The following is a 23,050-nucleotide window of genomic DNA, read 5'->3' as shown; positions in this document are numbered from 1 at the left end:
CTTAATGCACTTCATGCGCGGAAACCAATTTAACGTTTCCGCGCCTTTTCATCTGCACGATGTACAACGCCCCCGCCAACACCACCAGCAATGCACCAAGCAGATAAATCGCCCGATAACCAACGCCTTCAACCATTAGCCCCATCACAAATGCCCCCAGCGCCAGTCCGGCATCCATAGCATTAAAAAAGAGTGAGTTAGCAACGCCAATTTTATGCGGTTCAACTGAGCTGATAATTTGTGTCTGGAAAATCGGCGTAACTGAACCATAACCAATACCTATCAGCGCACCGGAGATAATCATCATCACACTCCCCTGAGTATAGCCGAGCAGGACCAGGCCGATGGTGAACGCCAACAGGCACGGATACACCACATATTTCGGCCCTTTTTTGTCACACACGTTGCCGGTAAATGCGCGGCAAATCATCAGGAAAATGGCGTAACACAGCAGGAAATTGCTAGCGGCGGCCATCAGGTTGAGTTCACGCGCGTACAACGCAAGGAAAGCCGACACCCCTGCGTAGGCAAAAGTCATAAAAAAAGTGACCGTCGCAAACGGCATGGCGGATTTATCGAACATCGCAGAAAAGCCCAGTTTCGGCTGCGAACCATCCGCATGGCGAATAACCGGCGGCACACTCACCACCAGCGCCAGTAAAATGCCCACGGCAGACACCGCCACGCACAACCAGAATGCGAGAGTAAATGCGCTCTGGCGCGCCATATTCAGGCCAATCCACGGCCCAACGACCATCGCCAATCCCATCGCTAAGGAGAAAAAACTGATGCCCTCTCCACGTCGGGAGACAGGAATAAGCCGAGCGGAAATCGTCCCTTTTACCGTAGTAATAACCCCAAAGGTCATACCATGAAGCACGCGGACAAGCAGCAGTGCCTCAATACTGCGGCAAAACGGATACAGCGCGGTAACCCCCAAAAATGCCAGAGAAGAAAGTATCAGAATCATCTTGTTAGAATATTTCCCCACCCACTGCCCGGCAAACGGTCGCACAATAATGGCGGCAGCGAGGAAAAAGGTCACCAATAGACCGGCTTTATCCACAGTGGCATGAAGATTATCGGCGATATAAATAGGCAAGAGCGTTAGCAAAACATAAAACACGAAGAAAATAATAAAGCTAATAATCGTGATAGCCCAAAAATCTTTTGTCCATAGTTTTTCTTTCATTTATTTCCAACCTGATTTAACGGCACACACTAATATATTCATTGAAAATATATAAACTCAGAAACACATAGAAAAAGAAAATAATTGCGTGCGTGATTTTGTGATCGAGTCCGGTTAAAAAGTATAAGAATCACCGATAAATTAGTAAAATTAATTGTTTTAATTACATTGAGTAGAAAAAGCTAATGACAATAACGCAAATCAATGCCCTGCTCACCGTAGTGGAATGCGGCGGGTTTACGGAGGCAGGCAAGCGCCTGTATATGACACAATCGGCCGTCAGCCAGGCCATTTCCGCACTGGAGGACGAACTGGGCGTGCTGATCATCCAGCGCGAGCGGCGTAAAAAGGTGACACCCACCGCCGCAGGTGAACGGGTTATCGCGCATATGCGTCGCCTGATGAACGAAGTCAGCGCCATTAAAGAGATTGCCGAGCAGGAAAAACAGACGCCGCAGCGTCTATTGCGGATCGGCTGTTTCCCCAGTATTTGCGCCAGCGTGTTGCCAAAAATCGTCCGTTATTTTGAGCAGCACCATCCCATGATTAAAATCGTTCCGCATGAAGCCAACAGTGCAGAGATTATTAACGATATTCGCGAAAACAATATTGACGCCGGATTTGTTCATATTCCCGTCGCAGGTATGTTCACGACGCCAGTATATAAAGACAGATTTACCGTCGTCGTTCCAGATAACCACCGTTTTATTAACCGTAAAAATATTACCTTGCATGAACTGTTTGATGAACCACTGATTATCAGCAAGGGGCGTTATGAAATGAGTATTATGGCGCTGTTTGCCGGAATGAATATTACCCCTAAAATAAGATATGAATTTAACCATCCCAGCACGGCAATGAGTTTTATCCGCCAGGGATTAGGCATTGCCCTATTACCGGAGCTAACCCTCAAAACGCTTGAACAACCGCTGAACTCCGTGCCGCTGGAGCCTGCATTTTACCGCCAGATCTCGCTGATTGCCCACCAACCGCCGGTCACGGGCAGCCCCTTACAATTGCTACACCAGTTGGTCAGCACGGGGATCATTTAAAAAAGCGACGCAGCGCGCAAAATAGACAGCAAAACTTTCGATTGACGCGCGAATATGTTCGATATCAAACAAATTACCGCATAAATGTGACTTAATGAAAACAAAACGAACATTAAGGACACTTTATGGACAGCGCCTCTGTCAATGAATATGACGCGATTATCATCGGCGGCGGAGCCACCGGCGCGGGCATCGCTCGCGACTGTGCGCTGCGCGGTCTAAAAGTGGTGCTGGTGGAACGTTTTGATATCGCCACCGGCGCAACTGGCCGCAACCACGGATTGCTGCACAGCGGCGCGCGCTACGCCGTCACCGACAGTGAATCCGCACGCGAATGCATCAGTGAAAACCAGATTCTGCGCCGCATCGCTCGCCACTGTATCGAGCCGACCAGCGGCCTGTTTATCACCCTGCCGGAAGACGACATCACCTACCAGCGCCGGTTTATCGACGCCTGCCTCAGTGCGGGTATTCAGGCCGATGCTATCGAGCCGGCAATGGCGCGGCACATTGAACCGTCGATTAACCCCGCGCTGATTGGCGCCGTTCGCGTACCGGACGGCACGGTTGACCCATTCCGCCTGACTGCCGCCAATATGCTGGATGCCAGAGAACACGGCGCGGCTATTTTAACCGCCCATGAAGTGACTGGGCTTATCCGCCACAGCGACCGCGTTAGCGGCGTTCGTCTGCTTAACCACGCCAACCAGCAAGTGCGGGAGCTGCGCGCTCCGGTGGTCGTCAATGCCGCCGGGATCTGGGGGCAACGCATTGCGGAATATGCCGACCTGCGCATCCGCATGTTCCCGGCAAAAGGCTCGCTGCTGATTTTCGACCACCGCATTAACCAGCACGTGATTAACCGCTGCCGCCCCCCTGCCGACGCCGACATTTTAGTGCCCGGCGATACCATTTCACTGATTGGCACAACCTCCACGCACATTGATTACCACGATATCGACCGCTGCCGCGTCACCGCCGATGAAGTGGATATTTTGCTGCGCGAAGGCGAAAAACTCGCCCCCACGATGGCCTACACCCGTATATTGCGCGCTTACTGCGGTGTGCGGCCATTGGTTGCCAGCGACGACGACCCAAGCGGGCGCAACGTCAGCCGTGGCATTGTCCTGCTCGATCACGCACAACGCGACGGCCTTGAAGGGTTTATCACCATTACCGGCGGCAAACTGATGACCTATCGCCTGATGGCGCAATGGGCCACCGATGCCGTTTGCCGCAAGCTGAATCATCACCAGCCGTGCACCACCGCCGAAACACCGCTCCCAGGCTCGCAGGAGTCCACAGAAAAAACGCTGCAACGGATGATTTCCCTGCCCGCACCGCTGCGCGGATCGGCGGTCTATCGCCACGGCGATCGCACACCGCAATGGCTCGGTAACAGCCGGTTACACCGCAGCGTGGTCTGCGAATGTGAAGCCGTCACCGCCGGAGAAGTGCAATACGCAGTGGAAAATTTGGCGGTCAATAATCTGCTGGATTTACGCCGCCGTACCCGTGTCGGCATGGGAACCTGTCAGGGCGAACTGTGCGCCTGCCGCGCCAGCGGACTGCTGCAACGCTTTAACGTCACCACTTCGGCACAATCGCTGGCACAGCTTTCGGACTTTCTCAACGAACGCTGGAAAGGCGTGCAGCCGATTGCCTGGGGCGATGCGCTGCGCGAAAGCGAGCTAACGCGATGGGTATACCAGGGGCTGTGCGGCCTACAAAAGGAGTCTGCGGATGAAATTTGATAGCGTTATTATCGGCGGCGGGCTAGCCGGGCTGTTGTGCGGTTTGTCGCTGCAAAAAGCGGGCCTGCGCTGCGCCATCGTCAGCCGGGGCCAAAGCGCACTGCATTTTTCCTCCGGCTCGCTGGATTTACTGAGCGCGTTACCCGACGGTCAGGCCGTCAGCAACACCGCCGAGGGGCTGGCAGCGCTGTGCGACCGGTGGCCACAGCATCCATACGCCAAAATCGGCGCATCCCACGTGTTGCGCTATGCCCAACAGACACAGGCCTTGCTGGCCGAATGCGGCGTAGAGATGCAAGGCGACGTTTTGCAGCCACACTCGCGCGTGACGCCGCTGGGGACATTGCGCCCAGCCTGGCTTAGCCCTGCGGAAGTGCCCATCGCGCCGCTGCCATCGGGGCATTTACGCGTCGTTGGAATCAGCGGGTTTCTTGATTTTCAGGCGCCATTGGTCGCCGACACGTTGCGCCAGCAAGGGTTAACCACCGATACCGCCGAGATAGACCTCCCGGCGCTGGACGTTTTGCGGGATAACGCCACCGAATTTCGCGCGGTCAATATCGCGCGAGTACTGGACGATGAAGCGCTGTGGCCCCAGTTGTACCAAGCCTTACAGCCGCTTAGTGAAGGCTGCAACGCGCTGCTGATGCCCGCCTGTTTTGGCCTGCGCGACACGCGTTTGCTGAACTGGCTTAATGCGCGTCTGCCCTGCCCGATTCACCTACTGCCAACCTTGCCGCCGTCCGTGCCTGGCCTGCGCCTGCATTCGGCGCTGCAACGGCAATTCATCACGCTGGGCGGCATCTGGATGCCGGGTGATAAGGTAATAGATATGCGCCACGACCACGGCAAAATCAGCGAAATCTGGACACGTAATCACGACAATATTCCGCTGCGTCCCCGCTTTGCGGTGCTGGCGAGCGGCAGCTTTTTCAGCAACGGTTTAACCGCCGAGCGCGACGCAATTCGTGAGTCGATCCTCGGCTTAGATATTCAGCAGCCCACGCCGCGCGCCGCATGGTATAGCGATGACTTTTTTAGCTCGCAGCCGTGGCAGCAGTCTGGCGTGGTCGTTGATGAAAAACTGCATCCCACGCTGCGCGGCGTCACGCTGCATAATCTGTTCGCGATTGGTTCGTTACTGGGCGGCTTTGATGCCATTGCCCAGGGATGCGGCGGCGGCGTTTGTGCCGCTACCGCGCTCCACGCTGCAGAGCAGATAATCTGTTTAGCCGGAGGCCAGGCATGAACCAGCACAGCTTTGAAAACTGCATCAAATGCACCGTTTGCACTACCGTGTGCCCGGTCAGCCGCGTAAACCCTCGCTACCCTGGCCCCAAACAGGCTGGGCCAGATGGCGAAAGGCTGCGGCTAAAAGACAGCGGCTTATACGACGAAGCGCTGAAATACTGCATTAACTGCAAGCGCTGCGAGGTTGCCTGCCCTTCTGATGTCAAAATCGGCGATATTATTCAGCGCGCCCGCGCCGACTATAGCCAGCAAAAGCCGGGGCTGCGCGATACGATTCTCAGCCATACCGATTTGATAGGCACGCTGTCCACGCCGTTTGCCCCCATCGTTAACGCCGCCACAGGGCTAAAGCCCGTCCGCCAGTTGCTGGATAGCGCGCTGAAAATCGACCACCGCCGCAGCCTGCCCAAATACTCTTTTGGAACTTTTCGCCACCGCTATCAGCGTATCGCCAAACATCAGGCGCAATTTGAACAACAGGTGGCCTTTTTCCACGGCTGCTACGTCAATTACAACCATCCCCAGCTCGGCTTGGATTTAATTCAGGTGATGAATGCAATGGGCATTGGCGTACAACTATTAAGCAAAGAGAAATGCTGCGGTGTGCCGCTAATTGCCAACGGTTTCTTTGATAAAGCGCGTAAACAGGCGCAAAGCAATGTCACGGCGCTACGCGAGGCCATTAGCAGCAAAGGGCTGCCGGTGCTCGCCACCTCCTCCACCTGCACCTTTACGCTACGCGACGAATACCCGCACTTGCTGGATGTGGACAACAGCGGCCTGCGTGAACACATCGAACTGGCAACCCGCTGGCTGTGGCGTGAACTGGACAAAGGCGCGGAATTACCGCTCAAGCCACTGCCGCTAAAAGTGGTGTATCACACGCCGTGTCATATGGAGAAAATGGGCTGGTCGCTGTATACGCTTGAACTGCTGCGGCGTATTCCCGGCCTCCAGCTACAAGTGTTGGATTCGCAATGCTGTGGCATTGCCGGAACCTATGGTTTTAAAAGCGAAAACTACCCAACATCACAAGCGATAGGCGCACCGCTGTTTGCGCAAATAGAAGCCAGCGGTGCGGATTTAGTGATAACCGATTGTGAAACCTGCAAATGGCAAATTGAGATGTCCACCAGTAAGCGTTGTGAACATCCCATTTCGCTGTTAGCGCAGGCACTGAATTAAATGTCAGGATTTTGTATGATGCGTTGCTCACGGAAAGCAGTAAACATCGCTTCCATCAGCTTCAACACCCGCATCACTTCCCGGTTTTTGACTACCGGCTCCGCGCCCTCCAGAACCACATCGGCAAAGTTATTGTAGAAACTGGTGGCATGGGTTAAAGGCGCGGGAAGGGCTTTTTCCTCGACGGCGTCTTCATTGGGCGGAGCCATCGTTTTGGTCAGCCCGACCCCGGCCTGAATAGGCGTCGGAGCCGGAACATCTTTCTGCCCAGTCGCCACCACCATTTTGCCGCTTAAATCCCAGTCGGCGATAAGCGCCGTGCCTGCAGTTCCTTTGATATACCAGCGGGGGAGCGTAATGAAGTTAGTCGTGCCCACTTCAATATGGGCGGTTAACCCACTGTGGAACTGAATATGCACGGTAAAACCGTCGTCAACTTCGTCACCCAGCACGTAGCTTAATGAGGTGTAAACCTGGCGAATCGCGCTGTCGTCCAGCAACAATAGCTGATCCAGCAGATGTACGCCCCAGTCCAGCACCATCCCACCGCCCTGCGCCACTTTATGCCGCCAGTCGCCCGGAATACCGTTGGCCCCCTGCACCCGCGATTCAATATGGAAAATCTCACCGATGGGCTTTTCCTCACGGATGCGCCGCACAATCAGGAAATCCTCATCCCAGCGGCGATTCTGGTGAACCATAAAAATTCGCTGTGCTTTTTCCGCCGCCTGCAAAATAGACTCAAATTCGCTCGACGAAAGCGCCACCGGTTTTTCACAAATAACATGCTTTCCGGCTTCAAGCGCGCGGATCGCCAGCGCTTTATGCACGTCATTCGGCGTGGCAATTAATACCGCCGTAATATCGCTATCGTTAAGAACATCCTCAAGCGAGGAATAAGGCAAAAGCCCCTGCATTTCCGCCGCCTGTAAACGCGCCGGGTCAATATCGAAAGCGCCTTTAACCCGGACGCGTTCGCTGGCGGCCATCAGCTTAACGTGGTAAGTCCCCATCCCGCCAAATCCAATAATGGCTATTTTAAGCATCTTGCTATCCTTATTTGTGCGTTATGCCCACCACATATCCTGCGAAGGTTGCCGGATTAATATTGATTGCAGGTTGGTGACCGTACGCATAAAGCCTTCGTCTGTCGACATTAAGGCGTCTTCGTGCTCAATGCTGACCACGTAGTCATAACCCCAGGTACGCAGGGCGCTGATAATATCGGACCATTGCTGAATGCTGTGACCATAACCGACAGTGCGGAAATTCCACGCGCGACTGCGAATACTGCCGTAGGGCTGCATATCCGTTAAACCGTACATATTGATATTATCCTGATCCAGATAAGTATCTTTGGCGTGGAAATGGTGGATTGCGCCTTTTTCACCGAGGATTTTAATCGCGGCAACCGGGTCGATGCCCTGCCACCATAAATGGCTGGGATCGAGGTTTGCGCCAATGGCGTCGCAGGTTTCTTCCCGCAGCTTTAACAGGGTATACGGAGTGTGGCAAAGAAAACCGCCGTGCAGTTCAATGCCGATTTTGACCTGATGCTCTTGCGCCAGGCGACCGATCTCTTTCCAGTAAGGGATCAGTTTATTTTCCCACTGCCAGGTTTTCATATCGCTATACACCGTCGGCCACGGGACAACCGGCCAGTTGGGTGCTGTGGCCTGATCATCATTTCCCGCCGTGCCGGAAAAGGTATTCACCACCGGTACGCCCAGTAAGGCGGCAAGCCGAATGGTTTTACGTAAAATAGCGTCGGCGGCTTCACGTTCCGCTTTGATTGGCGAAATAGGATTATCATGGCAGCTCAGCGCACTAATGGTAATACCGCGCGAGCTGAATTTTTCTAAATAGGCGGTCCGCGCCTCTGCGCTGGCTAATAGCTCATCGGTGGGGCAATGATGATTACCGGGATTACCGCCGCTGCCCACTTCCACCGCATCCAGACCAGCGCCCTGGACTTTATCCAGCATCTCATCCAGCGACAGGCTGGCAAATAAAGGAGTAAAAACGCCAAGTTTCATTTTACTGCTCCTTGTATCGGGAATAGATTTTTGTCGTTACCGTAAACGGGATAATTTTTATTACGCGGGCAGCAATACTCCACGCCGTTGCAGATAATTTTCTGCACTATCTCGTTATAGTAAGTCGGATAGCTTTCATGGCCCGGCTGGAAATAAAAAATTCGCCCGTTGCCACGTTTATAGGTAATACCACTGCGAAAAACGTTACCGCCTTCAAACCAGCTTAGAAAAACGGTTTCGTCTGGGGTGGGAATATCAAAGTGCTCACCGTACATTTCCTCTTTTTCCAGTACGAAACTTTCGGGAATGCCTCTGGCAATATCATGAGCTGGGTCGATGACAAACAGCCGCTCTTTTTCATCTGCCTCGCGCCATTTCAAATCGCAGCTAGTGCCCATCAGCTTCATAAAGATTTTCGACATATGCCCGGAATGCAACACGATAAGCCCCATCCCGTGTAATACCCGCTGCTGTACGCGCTCAACGATTTTATCGTCAACGTCTTTGTGGGCGATGTGCCCCCACCAGATTAATACATCGGTTTCGTTCAGGACGCTTTCGGTCAGACCATGTTCCGGCTCATCCAGTGTGGCGGTGCGGGTACTGAATCCGGCAGTCTGTAAAAATTGGGCAATTTGGCTATGGATGCCGTGCGGATAAACCGCCGCGATATGCGGCTCTTGTTGTTCATGCCGGTATTCATTCCAGACAGTGACACGAATCATTTCACTGCTCCTCACGGTTAAAATAGACCGGCAGCCCTGTTTTGGCCGACGCGTAAATGGCTTCCAGAATTAGCGTGACCACCAGTGCTTCTTCGGGTTTCACCACCGGCGGTTTATCGTTGATCACCGCGTCAATCCATGACTGCGCTTCCAGCAGCGCTGGAGAGTCACCGGTGGCATCGTAGAAATCGACGCCACCGACGGCGAACTGAACCTCTTTTTCCCAGGTCGCGCCGTAGGTTTCGCCGTTAATGCGCAGCCCGTTATCCATATCCGCACCGCCTTTGGTGCCGCAGAGTGCGGTTTTCGCTTCGCCCACATCGAGCGTATTCAGCGCCCAGCTTGATTCCAGCATAATGGTGGCGCCATCCTGCATGGTGATAAAACCAAAGGCGGAATCTTCGACGGTGAATTTTTCCGGGTCCCACGGACCCCATGCGTTTGCCGCATCCCGGGTGGACGCCAGTTTATGATAGGTGTTGCCGACAATGCATTTTGGCTGATAGTTGTTCATCATCCAGAGGGTTAAATCAAGCGCGTGGGTCCCAATGTCAATTAATGGGCCGCCTCCTTGCGCCTCTTCATCCAGAAAAACGCCCCACGTCGGCACTGCACGCCGCCGGATTGCTTTGGCTTTTGCATAGTAAATTTCGCCAAGATCGCCGTTTTCACAGACCTGATGCAGATAATGTGAGTCCTTGCGGAAACGGTTCTGATACCCGATCGTTAATTTTTTACCGGTGCGGCGCGCGGCATCGACCATCGCCTGCGCTTCAGCCGAGGTTTTGGCCATCGGTTTTTCACACATCACATGCTTTCCCGCTTCCATAGCGGCAATTGAAATACTGGCGTGTGAAATATTGGGCGTACATACGTGAATAATATCTATCCCGGGATCGGCCAGCATTTCGCGGTAATCCGTATAGATTTTAGCGTCAGCAGAGCCATACTCCGCTTTCGCTTTTTCCGCCCGCTCAACGTTAATATCACAGAAAGCTATCAGTTCGACTTCCGGGATCTGGATCAGGGCGGGCATATGTTTTCCATTAGCAATACCGCCACAACCTATAATACCTATCTTGACCATAACCAGCGTTCTCCATTCCATATGATAACTGGCGTTATGATACAAAATAAGTCAGCGCTAATGTTCCTGGCTTTTTATCATTTTATCCCGGATATTGACCTTCTATATTTTAGCGGCGCAATACCCGTATTTTGTTTAAATACATGATGAAATGTTTTTACGCTATTAAAGCCAACACGTTCGGCGATTTCCGACACGGGAATTTCTTCGTTCAACAATAACCACTTAGCCTGATTCAAGCGATAATCATGTAGAAAACGAACCAATGTCATACCGGTGTTTTTTTTGAAAAAGCGGGCAAAATAACAGGCACTGAATCCCATAAATTTTGCAACATCATCAAGAGAAATACATTCATGATAATGATTTTCAATATAGGAGAAGATTTTATCCAGTCGGGCTAAAGTCTTTTCTGATTTACTTGCCACCGCTTCCCCTAAGGGGCGGTTAACCTGCTGCGGGTTAAGCGGAATATACCGATAGATAAGCGCAATTATTTCCGTTAGCGCAGCTTTAATCATGTATTTATAACCGGTGGCCTGATGTTGCTCTTCCTGATTAATGGCGGCCAAAAGTTCGCGGATCTTCGCCGTTGTTTCAGCAGGCCAGCTACGGCTATGAGTTTCTATTGCGCAGAAGAGCTGGCGCAAGCCGGGATCACCTGCACTTTCCTCTTCATGAAAAAGGGAAGCATCAAACTGAATGACGATCCGCTCGCTGTTGGGGGACGCGAGGAAATAGTGAATATCCCCGGCATTAATGAACTGGATCTCACCTTCCTGCATCACAATCGGAACATCGTTGATCCCCAGATGCAGTACGCCCCGGGTCACATAAATGATCTCAATAACTTTGTGCCAGTGAGGATAAACAAGCACTTCACCTTCGTGAACAAAGCGCTGAAACGGAAAGGGTCGGTCAAGGTGAAATAATTCAAGGTAGTGACTCATGGCAATCATCTCCGTTGCCGCTGTGTATATCCTTCAGGCTACCCGCCCCGATTTTGCTATCGGGGCGTTAGCGTTTTACCACATTCATCATAGGCAAAATGCAGATGCGCTAAGCCTGTGCGGCAATATCCAGCGTTTCGACCACGTTAATCCAGCCGTGTTCGCTGGCAATATCCTTGCCGTTCAACCAGCGGCGTAGCATGTTCAGCGCCATCATGGCGCACACTTCCTGACGCACGGCCAGGCTGTGCCGAGTGTTGCTGAACTTCACCTGTAACGCACAGGTCCGTTTCGGGGTGGAGAGCGCGACGTTGATATGTTCCGTTTCCAGGCCGCTCACCGCCAGCGCCAACCCGGCAAAATGGTTCACTCGCCGCTCGGCGGCCCAGCGCGCGGTTTGCGCGAGCGTTTCATCCTGCGGCGGAACCACTTCACTGGCCAGCAGCGGCGCACCCGCGCGGGAAAGCTGTAGGGCGATAAGCCCACTGGTGAACTGCTCGCTTAGCGTTAGGCTTAGCTGTTTTTCTTTCAGCAAACGGGCAAGCTGTGCGGGCAGGCCTTCGGTTCCTTCAAAGATCAGGCTTTCACCAGCGACTTTTTGTACTTCCGGCCACAGCGCTTGCATCGCTTCCCGCTGCTCGGCAGGGCCGGTCAGTTTCAGTTCGATAATTGGCATCGATGAGCGATAGCCCATCGTGACGCCCGGCGGCAGTTCAAGGTGCTGGAGACTTTGCGCAAGGTCGCTTTCTGAACGCCCAAACGTGGTTAAACGCAAGCACACGGGCGGTTCACCCACCGGATAACGCTGGCGAATGCGTGGCAGAATTTCTTTTTCTACCATCACTTTAAACTCGGATGTCACGCCAGGGGTGAAAAACATCAGACAACGGTTGAGGCGCACTGCAAAGCCGCAGGCCGTCCCCACAGGATTATCGATAAGCTCGGCGCTCGCCGGGATTTCCGCCTGTTTACGGTTGCTTGGTGCCATGATGCGCCCCCGATCGCTGAAAAACCGTTCCATGGTTGCCAGCCATTCCGGGTGTAAAATCAGCGACTCCCCTTTTGCAGTTGCCGCCGCCAACGCGCTTAAATCATCGCTGGTCGGCCCCAGGCCGCCGTTGACAATTAATATATCCGCTTGGGTGCTACGTTCGCGCAGGATGGCGACCAAATCATCAAGATTATCGCCCACGGTGTTACGCCGTGATAATGGAATACCCTGCTGAAAACAGAAATCGGCGAGCCAGGCAGCATTCGTATCGACAATCTGTCCCGATAAAACTTCGTCACCGGTGGACAGCATCTCTACCGTAATCATTACTTTCTCCAATAAAAAGAGGACGTTTTACTATACACAAATTCAGTCAAGTTGCATCAAGGTGAACGTACGCAGCGAAGCGCTGAGAAGAAGTATCTGGCGGATTTCAGAAGGGGAAAATGGGCGCAGCAGTACGCTGCGCCGGGAGGGATTAGAACGACGCGCTCACGCCAACGTATGGGCCATCGGCCACGGCGTTGTCACGATTGCCGTCTTTACCTGAGAGATTCAGGTAACGGTAGCCAGCTTCAATGCTGATAGGACGCATAATGGTGTAACGCGCACCGGCGTTCGCTTCCGTATAGCTGTCGATACCGCTGGAGAGAGAGTCTGGAGAGTAGTAGTACTCGCCAAACAGGCGCAGGCTGTCGCCAATCTTCCATTGCAGACCGCCACCAACCGCAGCGGCATAGCCGGAGTCACCATCTTTAGGATCGGTATAAATGCCTTTACCGCCGACCGTTGCCAGGAACGGGCCGAGAGGGATATTCAGACCCAGCCCCAGGCCTGCGACATCGCCGTCGTCATCGTTGTGCGTCCAGTTACCGGTTAACGCCAGGCCAGAGGTTTCCGTCCCCATACCAAAGCCCAGGTTGGTATATTCTTTACCCGCCTGACCGTGAATACTGATAGCACTCGCTGACGCGGAAACAAACATCAGCCCCGCCAGACCTAATAACACGCTCTTTTTCATCTTAATCCTTTACAAGCAAACGCAAAATAAACACCCTTGAACCACTGAATTGTACTGCCATACGGCGCGGATTCAATGTACTAAACGGGTAATAATCAAGGGGATTGTAACCAATTACGACGCATATATCTGTGAAAAAAATGATTAACAATCGAGTGATAACCCGAAATTATTATTCATATTTTCGGCGCGCTGTTAACCCACAGCTTAAGCTGATGACGTGAAACTTTGATCCCGCTGTTTTTCATGGTTTCTGGCAGCCTTAACCAACGACAAGGTTGCTGAAAACCCGCCAGTTTGTCCCTCACCCAGTGCGCAAGCTCCGGCAAATTCAGCGTCGGCTCACCGTCTACCACCGCTACAGGGCGCTGGCCGAACTCGTCATCATCCATCGGGACGATAAATACCTGCGTCACCTCGGGATGGGCGGCAATCACACGCTCTACTTCTTCTGGCTGGATGCCCTCTCCGCCGCTAAAAAACAGGTTATCCAGCCGCCCTATGATATGCAGTTTGCCGTCGCGAAGCTCACCGCGATCGCGCGTCGCAAACCATCCCTCCTCGTTGAGCAACGGCGTTAACTCGCCATCGCGCCAGTAGCCTGCCGCCATGCTGGTTGCCCGCAGCCAAATTTCGCCGTTAACCAGCCGCAGTTCGCGCCCCGGTAACGGGGTTCCTACGTCATCACCGCCGTTGGCTTCGCGCGCGCAAACGGTAGACGCAAATTCAGTTAAGCCATAGCCGCAAAAAGTACGAATACCGCGCGCCGCCGCTTGCTCTGTCAGCACCGCCGGGATCGCCGCGCCACCCAGCAGCACCGCTTTCAACGTCAGCGGTTGATTCTCATTAAGCAAACGCCACAGTTGCGTTGGCACAAGCGATGCATGAGTGCAGTGCGCGAGCGCTTGCGATAACGGGCGTTCACTGACCGCCATTTGCGCACCAGCACAGAGCCAGCGCCAAAAAATACCTTGCCCGGAAACATGGAACATCGGCAAAGACAACAGCCAACAATCGCTGGCGTTGAAGGGCATCAGGCTTAATACGCCTTCCGCACTAGCCAGATGCGCCGCCGCACTATGCACCGCAGCCTTTGGCAGCCCCGTAGAACCAGACGTCAGGGTCATGGAGGCCAGGCGTTGCGCCTGCCATGCCACATCCTGCACGTTATCCGAGCTGAGCAGTTGTAGTGGCGCCAGAGAATAATGCTCGCCCGTTTCCAGATTCAGGCAGTGACGCAGGGTTAACCCCGGCAGCAGTTGCTGAATCAGTGGCGCAGGCAGACGGGGGTTCAGCGGCAAAATGCGCGCCCCGCATTGCAGCAGCGCCAGCCAGGCAAGCACCGCATCCGGGCGGTTTCGCGCGCACAGCGCAACGCCGTCGCCTTCGTTAACGCCCTGCGCCTGAAAACCGGCAGCCAGTGCGTCTACACGCTGGCACAGCGCCGTCCAGCTTAGCGTTTCATCATCAAGACGCAGCGCAGGAGCCGCACCGCGCACTGTGTTCCAGTGCCGCCACGGCCAATTCGTAAAACTCACAACAACGGCTCCATCTCTTCAATTTGCCCACACGGCAAGGCGCTATGGGGCCAGCGACGAATGAGCTGAGTCTGCATCAAATTCAATGTATCCAGCCCAGGCATCGTTTGCGGTGTCAGCCAGGCGGCAATACGCGCCAGTTGGGTTAAGCCGAGACTGGATTCAATCGATGAACTGATCACCGCCGTTAACCCCAGCGCGTGGGCGGCAGCAACCTGCTCTTTCACCCGTTGCAGGCTACCGGTCAACGTCGGTTTGATAACCACAGCGCGCAGCCCCGGCTCGGCGGCGAACTGAAAATCCGCTTCGCGCAGGCTTTCGTCCCAGGCAATAGCAATGCCCGTTTCACGTGCAAAGGCGCGCGAGTCGTCACGGGTTTTACAGGGTTCTTCAAGGAAGGCGATACGCGAGCGGTATTCGGGATTGACGTATTTGGCGAACTGTTGGGCTTTCAGCGGCGTCCAGGCGCGGTTGGCGTCTAGGCGCAGCGTTAAATCCGGGATGGCTTCCAGCAGCAGGTTGACCACCATTCCATCACGCACCGCTTCATATAACCCGACTTTTACCTTCGCCACTTTTTCACCAGCCATCGCAGACAGCGCCATAACCAGCTCGTCGGGATCACCGGTGCACAATGCTGCCGCGCGGTAGTCGGCCTCTTGTGGCAGTGTATTGGCCAGTTCCGCCAGGGCGCAACTGAGGCCAAACGCCGCCGACGGCATGGCAGGTAGCGGCGCATCCGCGCCCTGTTGCCAGGCGCGAACCCATGCCACAACAACCGGCTGGGCGTCGTCTAACGTTTCCTGGCTGAAGCCCGGCAAGGGGGAGATTTCTCCCCACCCTTCCCGTTCGCCGTCGCGCAGGTGGACGAATAGCCCATCGCGGGTTTTGAGCCGCCGTTCACGCAGAACCACACCCGCGTCCATCGGTATCTGCCAGCGGTAAACCTGCGCGTAACGCATTACGGATTCCGTTTAAATTTGCTGAAGTCCGGCTGGCGTTTCTGGTTAAACGCGTTGCGGCCTTCCTGACCTTCTTCGGTCATGTAGAACAGCATGGTGGCGTTACCCGCCAGCTCTTGCAGACCGGCCTGACCATCGCAGTCGGCGTTCAGCGCTGCTTTCAGGCAACGCAGCGCCATTGGGCTGTTTTGCAGCATTTCACGACACCAGCGCACAGTCTCTTTTTCCAGGTCTGCCAGCGGAACCACGGTGTTAACAAGACCCATATCCAGCGCCTGTTTCGCGTCGTATTGACGGCACAGGAACCAGATTTCACGCGCTTTTTTCTGCCCAACGATACGCGCCATGTAGGACGCACCCCAACCGCCGTCGAAAGAGCCAACTTTCGGGCCAGTCTGACCGAAGATGGCGTTTTCCGCCGCGATAGTCAGGTCACACATCATGTGCAGCACATGGCCGCCACCGATGGAGTAACCGGCAACCATAGCGACAACCGGTTTCGGGCAGGTGCGAATCTGGCGCTGGAAGTCCAGGACGTTCAGGTGATGAACGCCGCTGTCGTCCTGGTAGCCGCCGTAGTCGCCGCGCACTTTCTGGTCGCCGCCCGCGCAGAAGGCTTTATCGCCTTCACCGGTCAGAATAATAACGCCTACGTTGTCGTCGTAGCGGGCATCAGCCAGCGCCTGGATCATCTCTTTCACCGTCAGCGGACGGAACGCGTTGCGCACCTGCGGGCGATTAATGGTGATTTTGGCAATGCCGTCTGCGGATTTTTCATAACGAATATCGGTAAAACCTTCAGAACAGTCGTGCCACTCGGCAGGGGCGTACAGCATAGCTTCATCAGGATAGATCATAACGAGTCCTATAGTCAGAGAGGCAGAATCTGCGCCAGACACGCCGCGACGTCAGCCGGGTTTTCCCGGTGTGCGTTGTGTCCCGCATTACGAATAATGTGGCAAGGAAACGAGAGCCGTTCGGCAATGGCCCGAAACTTGCTGTCGTGCTCACCACAGAGATACCAGAAGGGAAAAGAACGCTGTTGCAGCGCCGGAGCCAGGTCATCTTGCACCGCCAGCGAGGTGGCAAGCAGCATTGCTGCCAGCGCCTTGCCGTCGTTGTGCTGGCGCAAGGCCACCAGCGCTTCACGCTGTGCTGCCGTGAGGCTGGCAAAAACCGGCTGTTGATACCAGGCGAAAAACGCCTCTGCCAGCGGCTGTTTTGCAAAGCGTTGCGCCCATTGCTGGTCATTGTGCCAGCGCGCGGTGCGCTCGGCGGCATCGGTAAGGCCAGGGTGAGCGCCTTCGACAATCACCCCTGCCAGGCCGTCTTCCGGCTGCGCGCAGCAGGCGTAATGCAGCGCAATACGCCCACCGAGCGAGTAACCGACCAGCCAGTAGTTGAGTATGTTGTAACTAAGTAGCGTTGCGTGCAGGCAATCACGCATTTGCGCAAAACCGGCAACCCGCACCGCAGCCGAACCGCCGTGACCGGGAAGGTCAATATACAGCCGGTTGACTTGCGCAAAGCGTTCACCGACCGGCTGCCATTCACGATGGTCGCCGGAAAAACCGTGCAGAAAGACCAGCCACGGTTGGGCGGGATCGACCTGTTGGGCGACGGCGTGCAAAATCATAGTTGGCTAACCTGCGCCAGAAGATGTTGCAGGGTCTGCGCGCCGTCAGTTTCATTCACCACCAGTTCAATCACGGTGGTAGCAGGCGTGCGCCAGGCGGCGTTCAACGCGGATTCCAGCGCGTCCCAGTCTTGCGGCTGCTGGTAGCGCAAACCAAACATTTTCGCGGCGTGTTCAAAGTGGACGTTTTGCGGCATCGCATAAAAACGCTCGCGTTCTTCCACTGGCGTCGGCAGCAGAGAGAAAATCTGCCCGCCGTTGTTGTTGACCACAATCAGCACCATTGGCGCGGAAACCTGGCGCAGCAGCGCTAGCGCGTTAAGGTCATACAGCGCCGAAAGGTCGCCCACTATCGCAAGCGTAGGCCGAGCGCTGGCGCGCTGCACACCAGCGGCTGTCGAGATCAGGCCATCAATGCCGCTCGCGCCACGGTTACTGTAAACCGGATAGCCCGCCGGGAGCTGGCCTAGCGCGTCAATCAGGCGCACCACCAGGCTATTGCCGACAAATAACTGGCCTTGATCCGGCAGATACTGACGAATACGGTGTGCCAGTTGCGCTTCGCCAAAGTGTTCACGCTGCGCACTCACCAACTGCCAGGCTTGCGCGGAAAGCGCAGGAATAACCGAGCACCACGGCGTGCGTTTTTCAGCCGGATGCTGTTCCAGCCACAGGGCAATTTCACACACTAGTCGACGCCCGCGATGGTGCGCGGGGTCAAGACGACCGGTGATGTTGTCCACCAGCCAGTATTCGTCCGGCTCACAGGCCAGTTGCCATTGCAGCACCCGCTTGCCGGTTAAGCTGCTGCCGAGCTGCACCACGATTTGCGCCTGCTGTAGCTCGTTCACCGCCGCCGGATTGCTTAACCAGAGGTCAGCACAGGGCAAAGGTTGTCCGGTTTGCGAGAGCACATCGCCAATCAGCGGCCAGCCCAGGGTTTTCGCCCATTCGGCGACGAGTTTACCCTCCTCTGCGCTCATTCTTCCGGCAACGACGACACCGCGCTTTTGACGCCAGAAGAACCAGTCGCGCTGGATGGCGCTTTCTTGATGCAACATTTCGCGAAGCCAAGGTTTATCGCTATGCCACCAGTTGCCCAGCGTCTGCTGCCAGGCAAGACCGGTGTCGTCCATGTCGCCATACAGCGGTTCGGCAAACGGGCAATTGATGTGCACGCCGCCTGCATGAAGCGAACCTAGCGCGTCATCGACGACAGAAACCAGCCAGCGAGCAGGGATATCCTGGCTCGGGCGCGGTAAAGAGATCGTTTGTGATGGGTGCGAAGCGAACATTCCCGCCTGGCGAATCGCCTGATTCGCGCCGCAGTCAATCAGCTCTGGCGGGCGGTCTGCGGTAAGGAGGATAATTTTCTCGCCGGTCAGCCCTGCTTCAATCAGCGCAGGATAGAGATTCGCCACCGCCGTACCGGACGTGACGATCACCGCAACCGGCTGTTTGCTGACTTTCGCCAGCCCTAACGCCAAATGCCCCAGGCCGCGCTCGTCAAAATGCGTGTGGTGAATAAAAGTGCGATTCTCAGCCGCCGCCAGCGTTAACGGTGTTGATCGTGACCCCGGCGCGATGCAGATATGCCGCACGCCATGACGGGTTAATGCTTCAAGGATCACCGCCGCCCAGCGTCGGTTAAATGCGCTTACTGACATGAAATTGTCCGGTATCAAATAGTGCGACTCAGTATAAATACTACGACACGGTAGAATTTTGATATGAATCGGTAATGTTCTATTCAGAGAACAGCAATGAGCGTAGACCCGCCGCTTTGTTTTCTATTTCCTGCCATTCCTGCTGTGGGTCTGACCCCTCAACGATGCCCGCCCCTGCGTACAGGCGCAGCGTATTGCCGGTGGCTTTGGCTGAACGCAGCGTAACGCAGAACTCGCTTTGCCGCCGGGAGAGATAGCCCGCCGAACCGGCATACCATTCACGGGCAAAAGGTTCGAAGCCATCAATAAAATCAAACGCCTGCGCTCGCGGTAGCCCCGCTACCGCCGCCGTGGGTTGCAGTTGCAGCAGGCAACATTCGTCATCCGCTACTTTCAGCTTAGCCTGGATAACACGCCGCAAATGCTGAACATTTCTCAAACGAATGGTTTCGGCAGGCAGGACTTCCAGCGCATTAACGTGTTCCTGCAAACGCTGGCAGATATCTTCCACGACTAGCATGTTTTCACGCTGGTTTTTATCATCCGCCATTAGCCAGTCGGCCAGATGCTGCGCCTGCTCTGAGTCGGGATGATTCGCGACCGTGCCCGCCAGCGCTTCGGTTTTAAGCTCAAGACCACGCCGACGCCACAGGCGCTCGGGTGATGAGCCGAAAAATGCCTGTTGAGCATCAAAAGCCATAAAAAAGTGATAGCAGTGCAGGTTAACCCGGCGGCTGGCGGCCATTAACGCCGCAGGATTCAACGGCGTGGTGAAGGTTAAATCCGTCGCGCGGGCGAGAACCACTTTCGTGAATTCCCCTCCGGCAATGGCATGCGTGGCCTGTTCAACCAAGTGCCGCCAGCCGGTTTGGCCCGGGCGATGCACCTCGCTGACGAGTTCCATCTTCGCCGTGTTCTGCGCGCCGTAGGGCAATAATGCCGCTATCAGCGCCCGCGCCGCTTGAGCATCGGCATTCAGGGAGGTGTCGCTCGACAGGTTTACTCTAAGCGTTGCCACGCCGCCTTCGCGCCGCCACTCCAGGCGAGGCAAAAAAAACTGCACCTGTTTGAAATCAAAGCCATTCAGGCCGCAGATACGAATATCGTCGGCTTGCTGCTGGGATAAAAAGTGTTCGGCCTGCGCCAGAGAGGGGAACGAAACTGCCGCACCAAGGGCGGCCATCTCGTCATTGCCGTGACGCTGCTGCCAGTAAAACTGCGGCCAAACGGCCTGGGCGCTTAGCCAGGCTAGCGGGTCAAAGGCATCGTTCAGAGGGAAAGTGACGTCAATCGTTCGCGTGCCAGGTGAGGCTGGAAAATCGACTGCCAGAAGCCCTGACAGGCTCTGCAACGCAGCGGAAATGGATTGCACGCGAACCTCCCTATCTTAAAAACCACATAGTATACGGGGTACTGGGCATAAAATGCAGTACCCACGAGTAGGGAGTGAAGACGCAAGTTAGAAAAATCGCACCGAAAAACAACGCACTGCGGCTTTTATGCTCACGCCGGTTGGCTATCGCGCGCCATGCCGATATGCGCAATACCATCTTCATCATAGACGCCGGTCACCGCGCTGAAGCCGAAATGAGCATAAAAATCTTGCAAATGCGCCTGCGCACCGAGATAGATAGCCCGCTCCGGCCAGTGCTGTTGGCAAGTCGCGAGCGCCTGATTCATCAGTTGATAACCCAGCCGTTCGCCGCGCACCTGTGGGCTGACTATCACACGGCCAATCACCACCGGCTCAATATCATCAGCACTGACCAGAATACGCGCGTAAGCCACCAGCGTGTCGTCTTTCCAGCCGAGAATATGGCGGTTTTCGCCGACTAAATCATCCCCATCGATATCCAGATAAACGCAGGCCTGCTCTACCACAAACACTTCGCTACGCAATTTGAGCAACGCGTACAGCGTTGGGACGGTTAATTCTGAATGGTGCAAATCTTGCCAGCGAATCATGGTAGGCTCCTTAGACCTTTTTTTACCGCCAGAGGCGCGGCGCTATGCAATTGACGTTTTTAGGCACATCTGCGGGCGTGCCAACCCGAACCCGCAACGTAACAGCAATGCTGCTGCATCTGCAACATCCGACGCAACCTGAGCTGTGGCTTTTCGACTGTGGCGAAGGTACACAGCATCAACTGTTGCATACCGATTATCATCCGGGAAAAATCGGGCGCATTTTTATTAGCCACCTGCACGGCGACCATTTGTTTGGTCTGCCAGGGCTTATCTGTAGCCGGTCGATGGCCGGTAACATGCTGCCGCTGACGCTGTATGGCCCGAAGGGGCTGAAAGAGTTCGTCGAAACCAGCCTGCGGTTGAGCGGCTCATGGACAGACTTCCCGCTCGATATTGTGGAAATTAGCGGCGGCGAAATCGTTGACGATGGGCTGCGCAAAGTGACCGCTTACCCGCTCAATCACCCCGTTGAGTGCTACGGTTTTCGCGTTGAGGAACACGATAAACCAGGGGCATTGGATGCTAAACGGCTCATTGCCGCCGGGGTGTCGCCCGGCCCGCTGTTCCAGCAATTAAAAGCCGGTGCGAGCGTGACACTGCCCGACGGGAGGGTGATTAACGGTGCCGATTTTATCTCCGCGCCGACGCCTGGTAAAAAAGTGGCCATTTTTGGCGATACTGCGCCGTGCGAGTCAGCGTTGGCACTGGCAAAGGATGTCGATGTGATGGTACATGAGGTGACGCTGGAAGCGGCAATGGCAGAGAAAGCCAACAGTCGTGGGCATTCGTCAACCGATCAGACCGCCCAATTAGCACGAGCAGCCAACGCTAAACAGTTGATAGTCACCCACGTGAGTTCCCGCTACGACGCTGAGGGCTGCCGCCGTCTGTTAGCCGAATGCCGCCGTATTTTTCCGGCCTGTGAACTGGCGGAGGACTTCGCTATTTTCAGCCTAAAATAACGTTTTTCTCCGTCGTGCCGATAATTAATATATGGAGTGTATGATTTTTCACGCTGAGGGCATCATGGATAAATTCCAAAAGGATATCGACGACAGGGCCAACCTGACCCAGTCCAACCGTTTTGAGCTGTTGTTATTCAGGCTGGGCGCATCTGCGCAGAGCGAGACTTCGGAGTTGTACGGTATCAACGTCTTTAAGCTGCGGGAAATTGTGCCAATGCCAACGTTTACCCGCCCCGCCGGTATTAAGCCACCGTTGATGGGAATGGTGAATATTCGCAACCAGATTATCCCAGTTATCGATCTCGCCGCTGTCACGGGCTGCACGCCTGCAAGCGGCTTAAATATTCTATTAATTACCGAATATGCCCGTAGCATCCAGGCGTTTGCCGTTGAGTCAGTGGATAATATTATTCGCCTCGACTGGGCGCAAATCCATACCGCCGAGAAAGCGGTAAACGGTAAATATATCACCAGCATCGCCTGTCTCGACGATCACAAGGATAGCAACAACCTGGCAATGGTTCTCGACGTTGAGCAAATTCTCTATGACATTACCCCTGCGGATCACGATCTGCACGCCAAAGAGCTGAAACCACGGCAGTTCAATATTCGTCCGGGAGCCACGACCATCGTCGCGGAAGATTCAAAAGTCGCCCGCGCGATGCTGGAGCATGGCCTGCAAGCCATGAACATTCCGGCTCAGCTACACGTTACCGGTAAAGAGGCGTGGGAGAAAATTGAACTGCTGGCGCGGGAAGCCGAGAAAGAAGGTGTGCCTGTCAGCGATAAGATTGCGATGGTGTTGACCGATCTGGAAATGCCAGAGATGGACGGCTTTACGCTCACCCGCAAGATCAAAAGCGATCCGCGCCTGCGCAATATTCCGGTAGTGATCCACTCGTCGCTTTCCGGCAATGCCAATGAGGATCATGTCCGCAAAGTGAATGCGGATGGTTATGTGGCGAAATTTGAGATTAACGAGCTGGCGGCGGTGATTGAGAAAGTGCTGAATCGCACAAACGGCCGAGAAAATAATTCACAGACCAGCCAGTTGCATTCCGTTTAATCGT

General features: G+C 54.8%; 21 protein-coding genes. 6 read left to right on the top strand and 15 right to left on the bottom strand.

The genetic code is table 11. The features are described from left to right. Window position 1: 1 nt before the first annotated feature. Entirely contained in the window at window positions 2–1,192 is a 1,191-nt protein-coding gene (locus AC6I4B_RS07935; RefSeq protein ID WP_497770830.1) for an MFS transporter, read from the bottom strand. Window positions 1,193–1,377: 185 nt separating this feature from the next. On the opposite strand from AC6I4B_RS07935, the gene AC6I4B_RS07930 reads away from it, so the two are divergent. The 4 genes from AC6I4B_RS07930 to glpC all read left to right on the top strand — a co-directional run bounded on the left by AC6I4B_RS07930 (window position 1,378) and on the right by glpC (window position 6,434). Beyond that, entirely contained in the window at window positions 1,378–2,244 is an 867-nt protein-coding gene (locus tag AC6I4B_RS07930; RefSeq protein WP_497770828.1) for a LysR family transcriptional regulator, read from the top strand. Between the two features lie 125 nt (window positions 2,245–2,369). Next, entirely contained in the window at window positions 2,370–3,998 is a 1,629-nt protein-coding gene (gene glpA / locus AC6I4B_RS07925) for an anaerobic glycerol-3-phosphate dehydrogenase subunit A (protein ID WP_497770827.1), read from the top strand. Further along, entirely contained in the window at window positions 3,988–5,247 is a 1,260-nt protein-coding gene (glpB, locus tag AC6I4B_RS07920; protein ID WP_497770825.1) for a glycerol-3-phosphate dehydrogenase subunit GlpB, read from the top strand. The genes glpA and glpB overlap by 11 nt, the downstream gene beginning before the upstream one ends. Beyond that, entirely contained in the window at window positions 5,244–6,434 is a 1,191-nt protein-coding gene (gene glpC / locus AC6I4B_RS07915) for an anaerobic glycerol-3-phosphate dehydrogenase subunit GlpC (protein ID WP_497770824.1), read from the top strand. The genes glpB and glpC overlap by 4 nt, the downstream gene beginning before the upstream one ends. Here glpC and AC6I4B_RS07910 read toward each other — a convergent pair. The 14 genes from AC6I4B_RS07910 to AC6I4B_RS07845 form a co-directional block, all read right to left on the bottom strand. After that, window positions 6,431–7,480, bottom strand: coding sequence for a Gfo/Idh/MocA family protein (locus AC6I4B_RS07910; RefSeq protein WP_497770822.1), 1,050 nt, complete (start codon window positions 7,478–7,480; stop codon window positions 6,431–6,433). The two genes, glpC and AC6I4B_RS07910, sit on opposite strands and share 4 nt — an antisense overlap. 21 nt (window positions 7,481–7,501) lie before the next feature. Beyond that, the gene (locus AC6I4B_RS07905; protein ID WP_497770821.1) at window positions 7,502–8,470 is read right to left on the bottom strand and encodes a sugar phosphate isomerase/epimerase family protein; all 969 of its coding nucleotides are present in this window, start codon (window positions 8,468–8,470) and stop codon (window positions 7,502–7,504) included. Next, window positions 8,467–9,195 carry a ThuA domain-containing protein gene (locus tag AC6I4B_RS07900; RefSeq protein ID WP_497770819.1) on the bottom strand — a complete coding sequence of 243 codons (729 nt, stop codon included), beginning with the start codon at window positions 9,193–9,195 and terminating at the stop codon, window positions 8,467–8,469. Before AC6I4B_RS07900 ends, AC6I4B_RS07905 begins: the two co-directional genes overlap by 4 nt. Window position 9,196: 1 nt before the next feature. Next, the gene (locus tag AC6I4B_RS07895; RefSeq protein ID WP_497770818.1) at window positions 9,197–10,282 is read right to left on the bottom strand and encodes a Gfo/Idh/MocA family protein; all 1,086 of its coding nucleotides are present in this window, start codon (window positions 10,280–10,282) and stop codon (window positions 9,197–9,199) included. Between the two features lie 77 nt (window positions 10,283–10,359). Further along, entirely contained in the window at window positions 10,360–11,232 is an 873-nt protein-coding gene (locus AC6I4B_RS07890; RefSeq protein WP_497770817.1) for an AraC family transcriptional regulator, read from the bottom strand. A gap of 109 nt (window positions 11,233–11,341) precedes the next feature. Continuing rightward, window positions 11,342–12,550: a nicotinamide mononucleotide deamidase-related protein YfaY gene (locus tag AC6I4B_RS07885; RefSeq protein WP_497770815.1), complete on the bottom strand. Its 1,209-nt coding sequence runs from the start codon at window positions 12,548–12,550 to the stop codon at window positions 11,342–11,344. A gap of 151 nt (window positions 12,551–12,701) precedes the next feature. After that, window positions 12,702–13,244, bottom strand: a complete 543-nt coding sequence (locus AC6I4B_RS07880) for a YfaZ family outer membrane protein (RefSeq protein ID WP_497770814.1) — start codon at window positions 13,242–13,244, stop codon at window positions 12,702–12,704. Window positions 13,245–13,420: 176 nt separating this feature from the next. After that, entirely contained in the window at window positions 13,421–14,782 is a 1,362-nt protein-coding gene (gene menE / locus AC6I4B_RS07875; RefSeq protein WP_497770813.1) for an o-succinylbenzoate--CoA ligase, read from the bottom strand. Next, on the bottom strand, window positions 14,779–15,744 hold the full coding sequence (gene menC, locus AC6I4B_RS07870; protein ID WP_497770811.1) for an o-succinylbenzoate synthase: 966 nt from the start codon (window positions 15,742–15,744) through the stop codon (window positions 14,779–14,781). Before menC ends, menE begins: the two co-directional genes overlap by 4 nt. Further along, window positions 15,744–16,601 (bottom strand): 1,4-dihydroxy-2-naphthoyl-CoA synthase, encoded by an 858-nt coding sequence (menB, locus tag AC6I4B_RS07865; RefSeq protein ID WP_497770810.1) that lies wholly within the window; start codon window positions 16,599–16,601, stop codon window positions 15,744–15,746. The genes menC and menB overlap by 1 nt, the downstream gene beginning before the upstream one ends. A 14-nt stretch (window positions 16,602–16,615) precedes the next feature. Next, window positions 16,616–17,380: a 2-succinyl-6-hydroxy-2,4-cyclohexadiene-1-carboxylate synthase gene (gene menH / locus AC6I4B_RS07860; RefSeq protein WP_497770809.1), complete on the bottom strand. Its 765-nt coding sequence runs from the start codon at window positions 17,378–17,380 to the stop codon at window positions 16,616–16,618. Next, complete coding sequence (gene menD / locus AC6I4B_RS07855; RefSeq protein ID WP_497770807.1) at window positions 17,377–19,047, bottom strand: 2-succinyl-5-enolpyruvyl-6-hydroxy-3-cyclohexene-1-carboxylic-acid synthase; 1,671 nt, start codon at window positions 19,045–19,047, stop codon at window positions 17,377–17,379. Before menD ends, menH begins: the two co-directional genes overlap by 4 nt. 79 nt (window positions 19,048–19,126) lie before the next feature. Beyond that, complete coding sequence (menF, locus tag AC6I4B_RS07850; protein ID WP_497770805.1) at window positions 19,127–20,419, bottom strand: isochorismate synthase MenF; 1,293 nt, start codon at window positions 20,417–20,419, stop codon at window positions 19,127–19,129. A gap of 131 nt (window positions 20,420–20,550) precedes the next feature. Then, window positions 20,551–21,012, bottom strand: coding sequence for a GNAT family N-acetyltransferase (locus tag AC6I4B_RS07845; RefSeq protein WP_497770804.1), 462 nt, complete (start codon window positions 21,010–21,012; stop codon window positions 20,551–20,553). 44 nt (window positions 21,013–21,056) lie between these two features. On the opposite strand from AC6I4B_RS07845, the gene rbn reads away from it, so the two are divergent. Then, window positions 21,057–21,977: a ribonuclease BN gene (rbn, locus tag AC6I4B_RS07840; RefSeq protein ID WP_497770802.1), complete on the top strand. Its 921-nt coding sequence runs from the start codon at window positions 21,057–21,059 to the stop codon at window positions 21,975–21,977. Between the two features lie 64 nt (window positions 21,978–22,041). Next, window positions 22,042–23,046: a chemotaxis protein gene (locus tag AC6I4B_RS07835; RefSeq protein WP_497770801.1), complete on the top strand. Its 1,005-nt coding sequence runs from the start codon at window positions 22,042–22,044 to the stop codon at window positions 23,044–23,046. Window positions 23,047–23,050: the final 4 nt, after the last annotated feature.

This window comes from Kluyvera fluvialis (assembly GCF_059725275.1).
The sequence above is the reverse complement of the archived record's forward strand: the minus strand, read 5'-3'. Positions and strand labels throughout refer to the sequence as shown.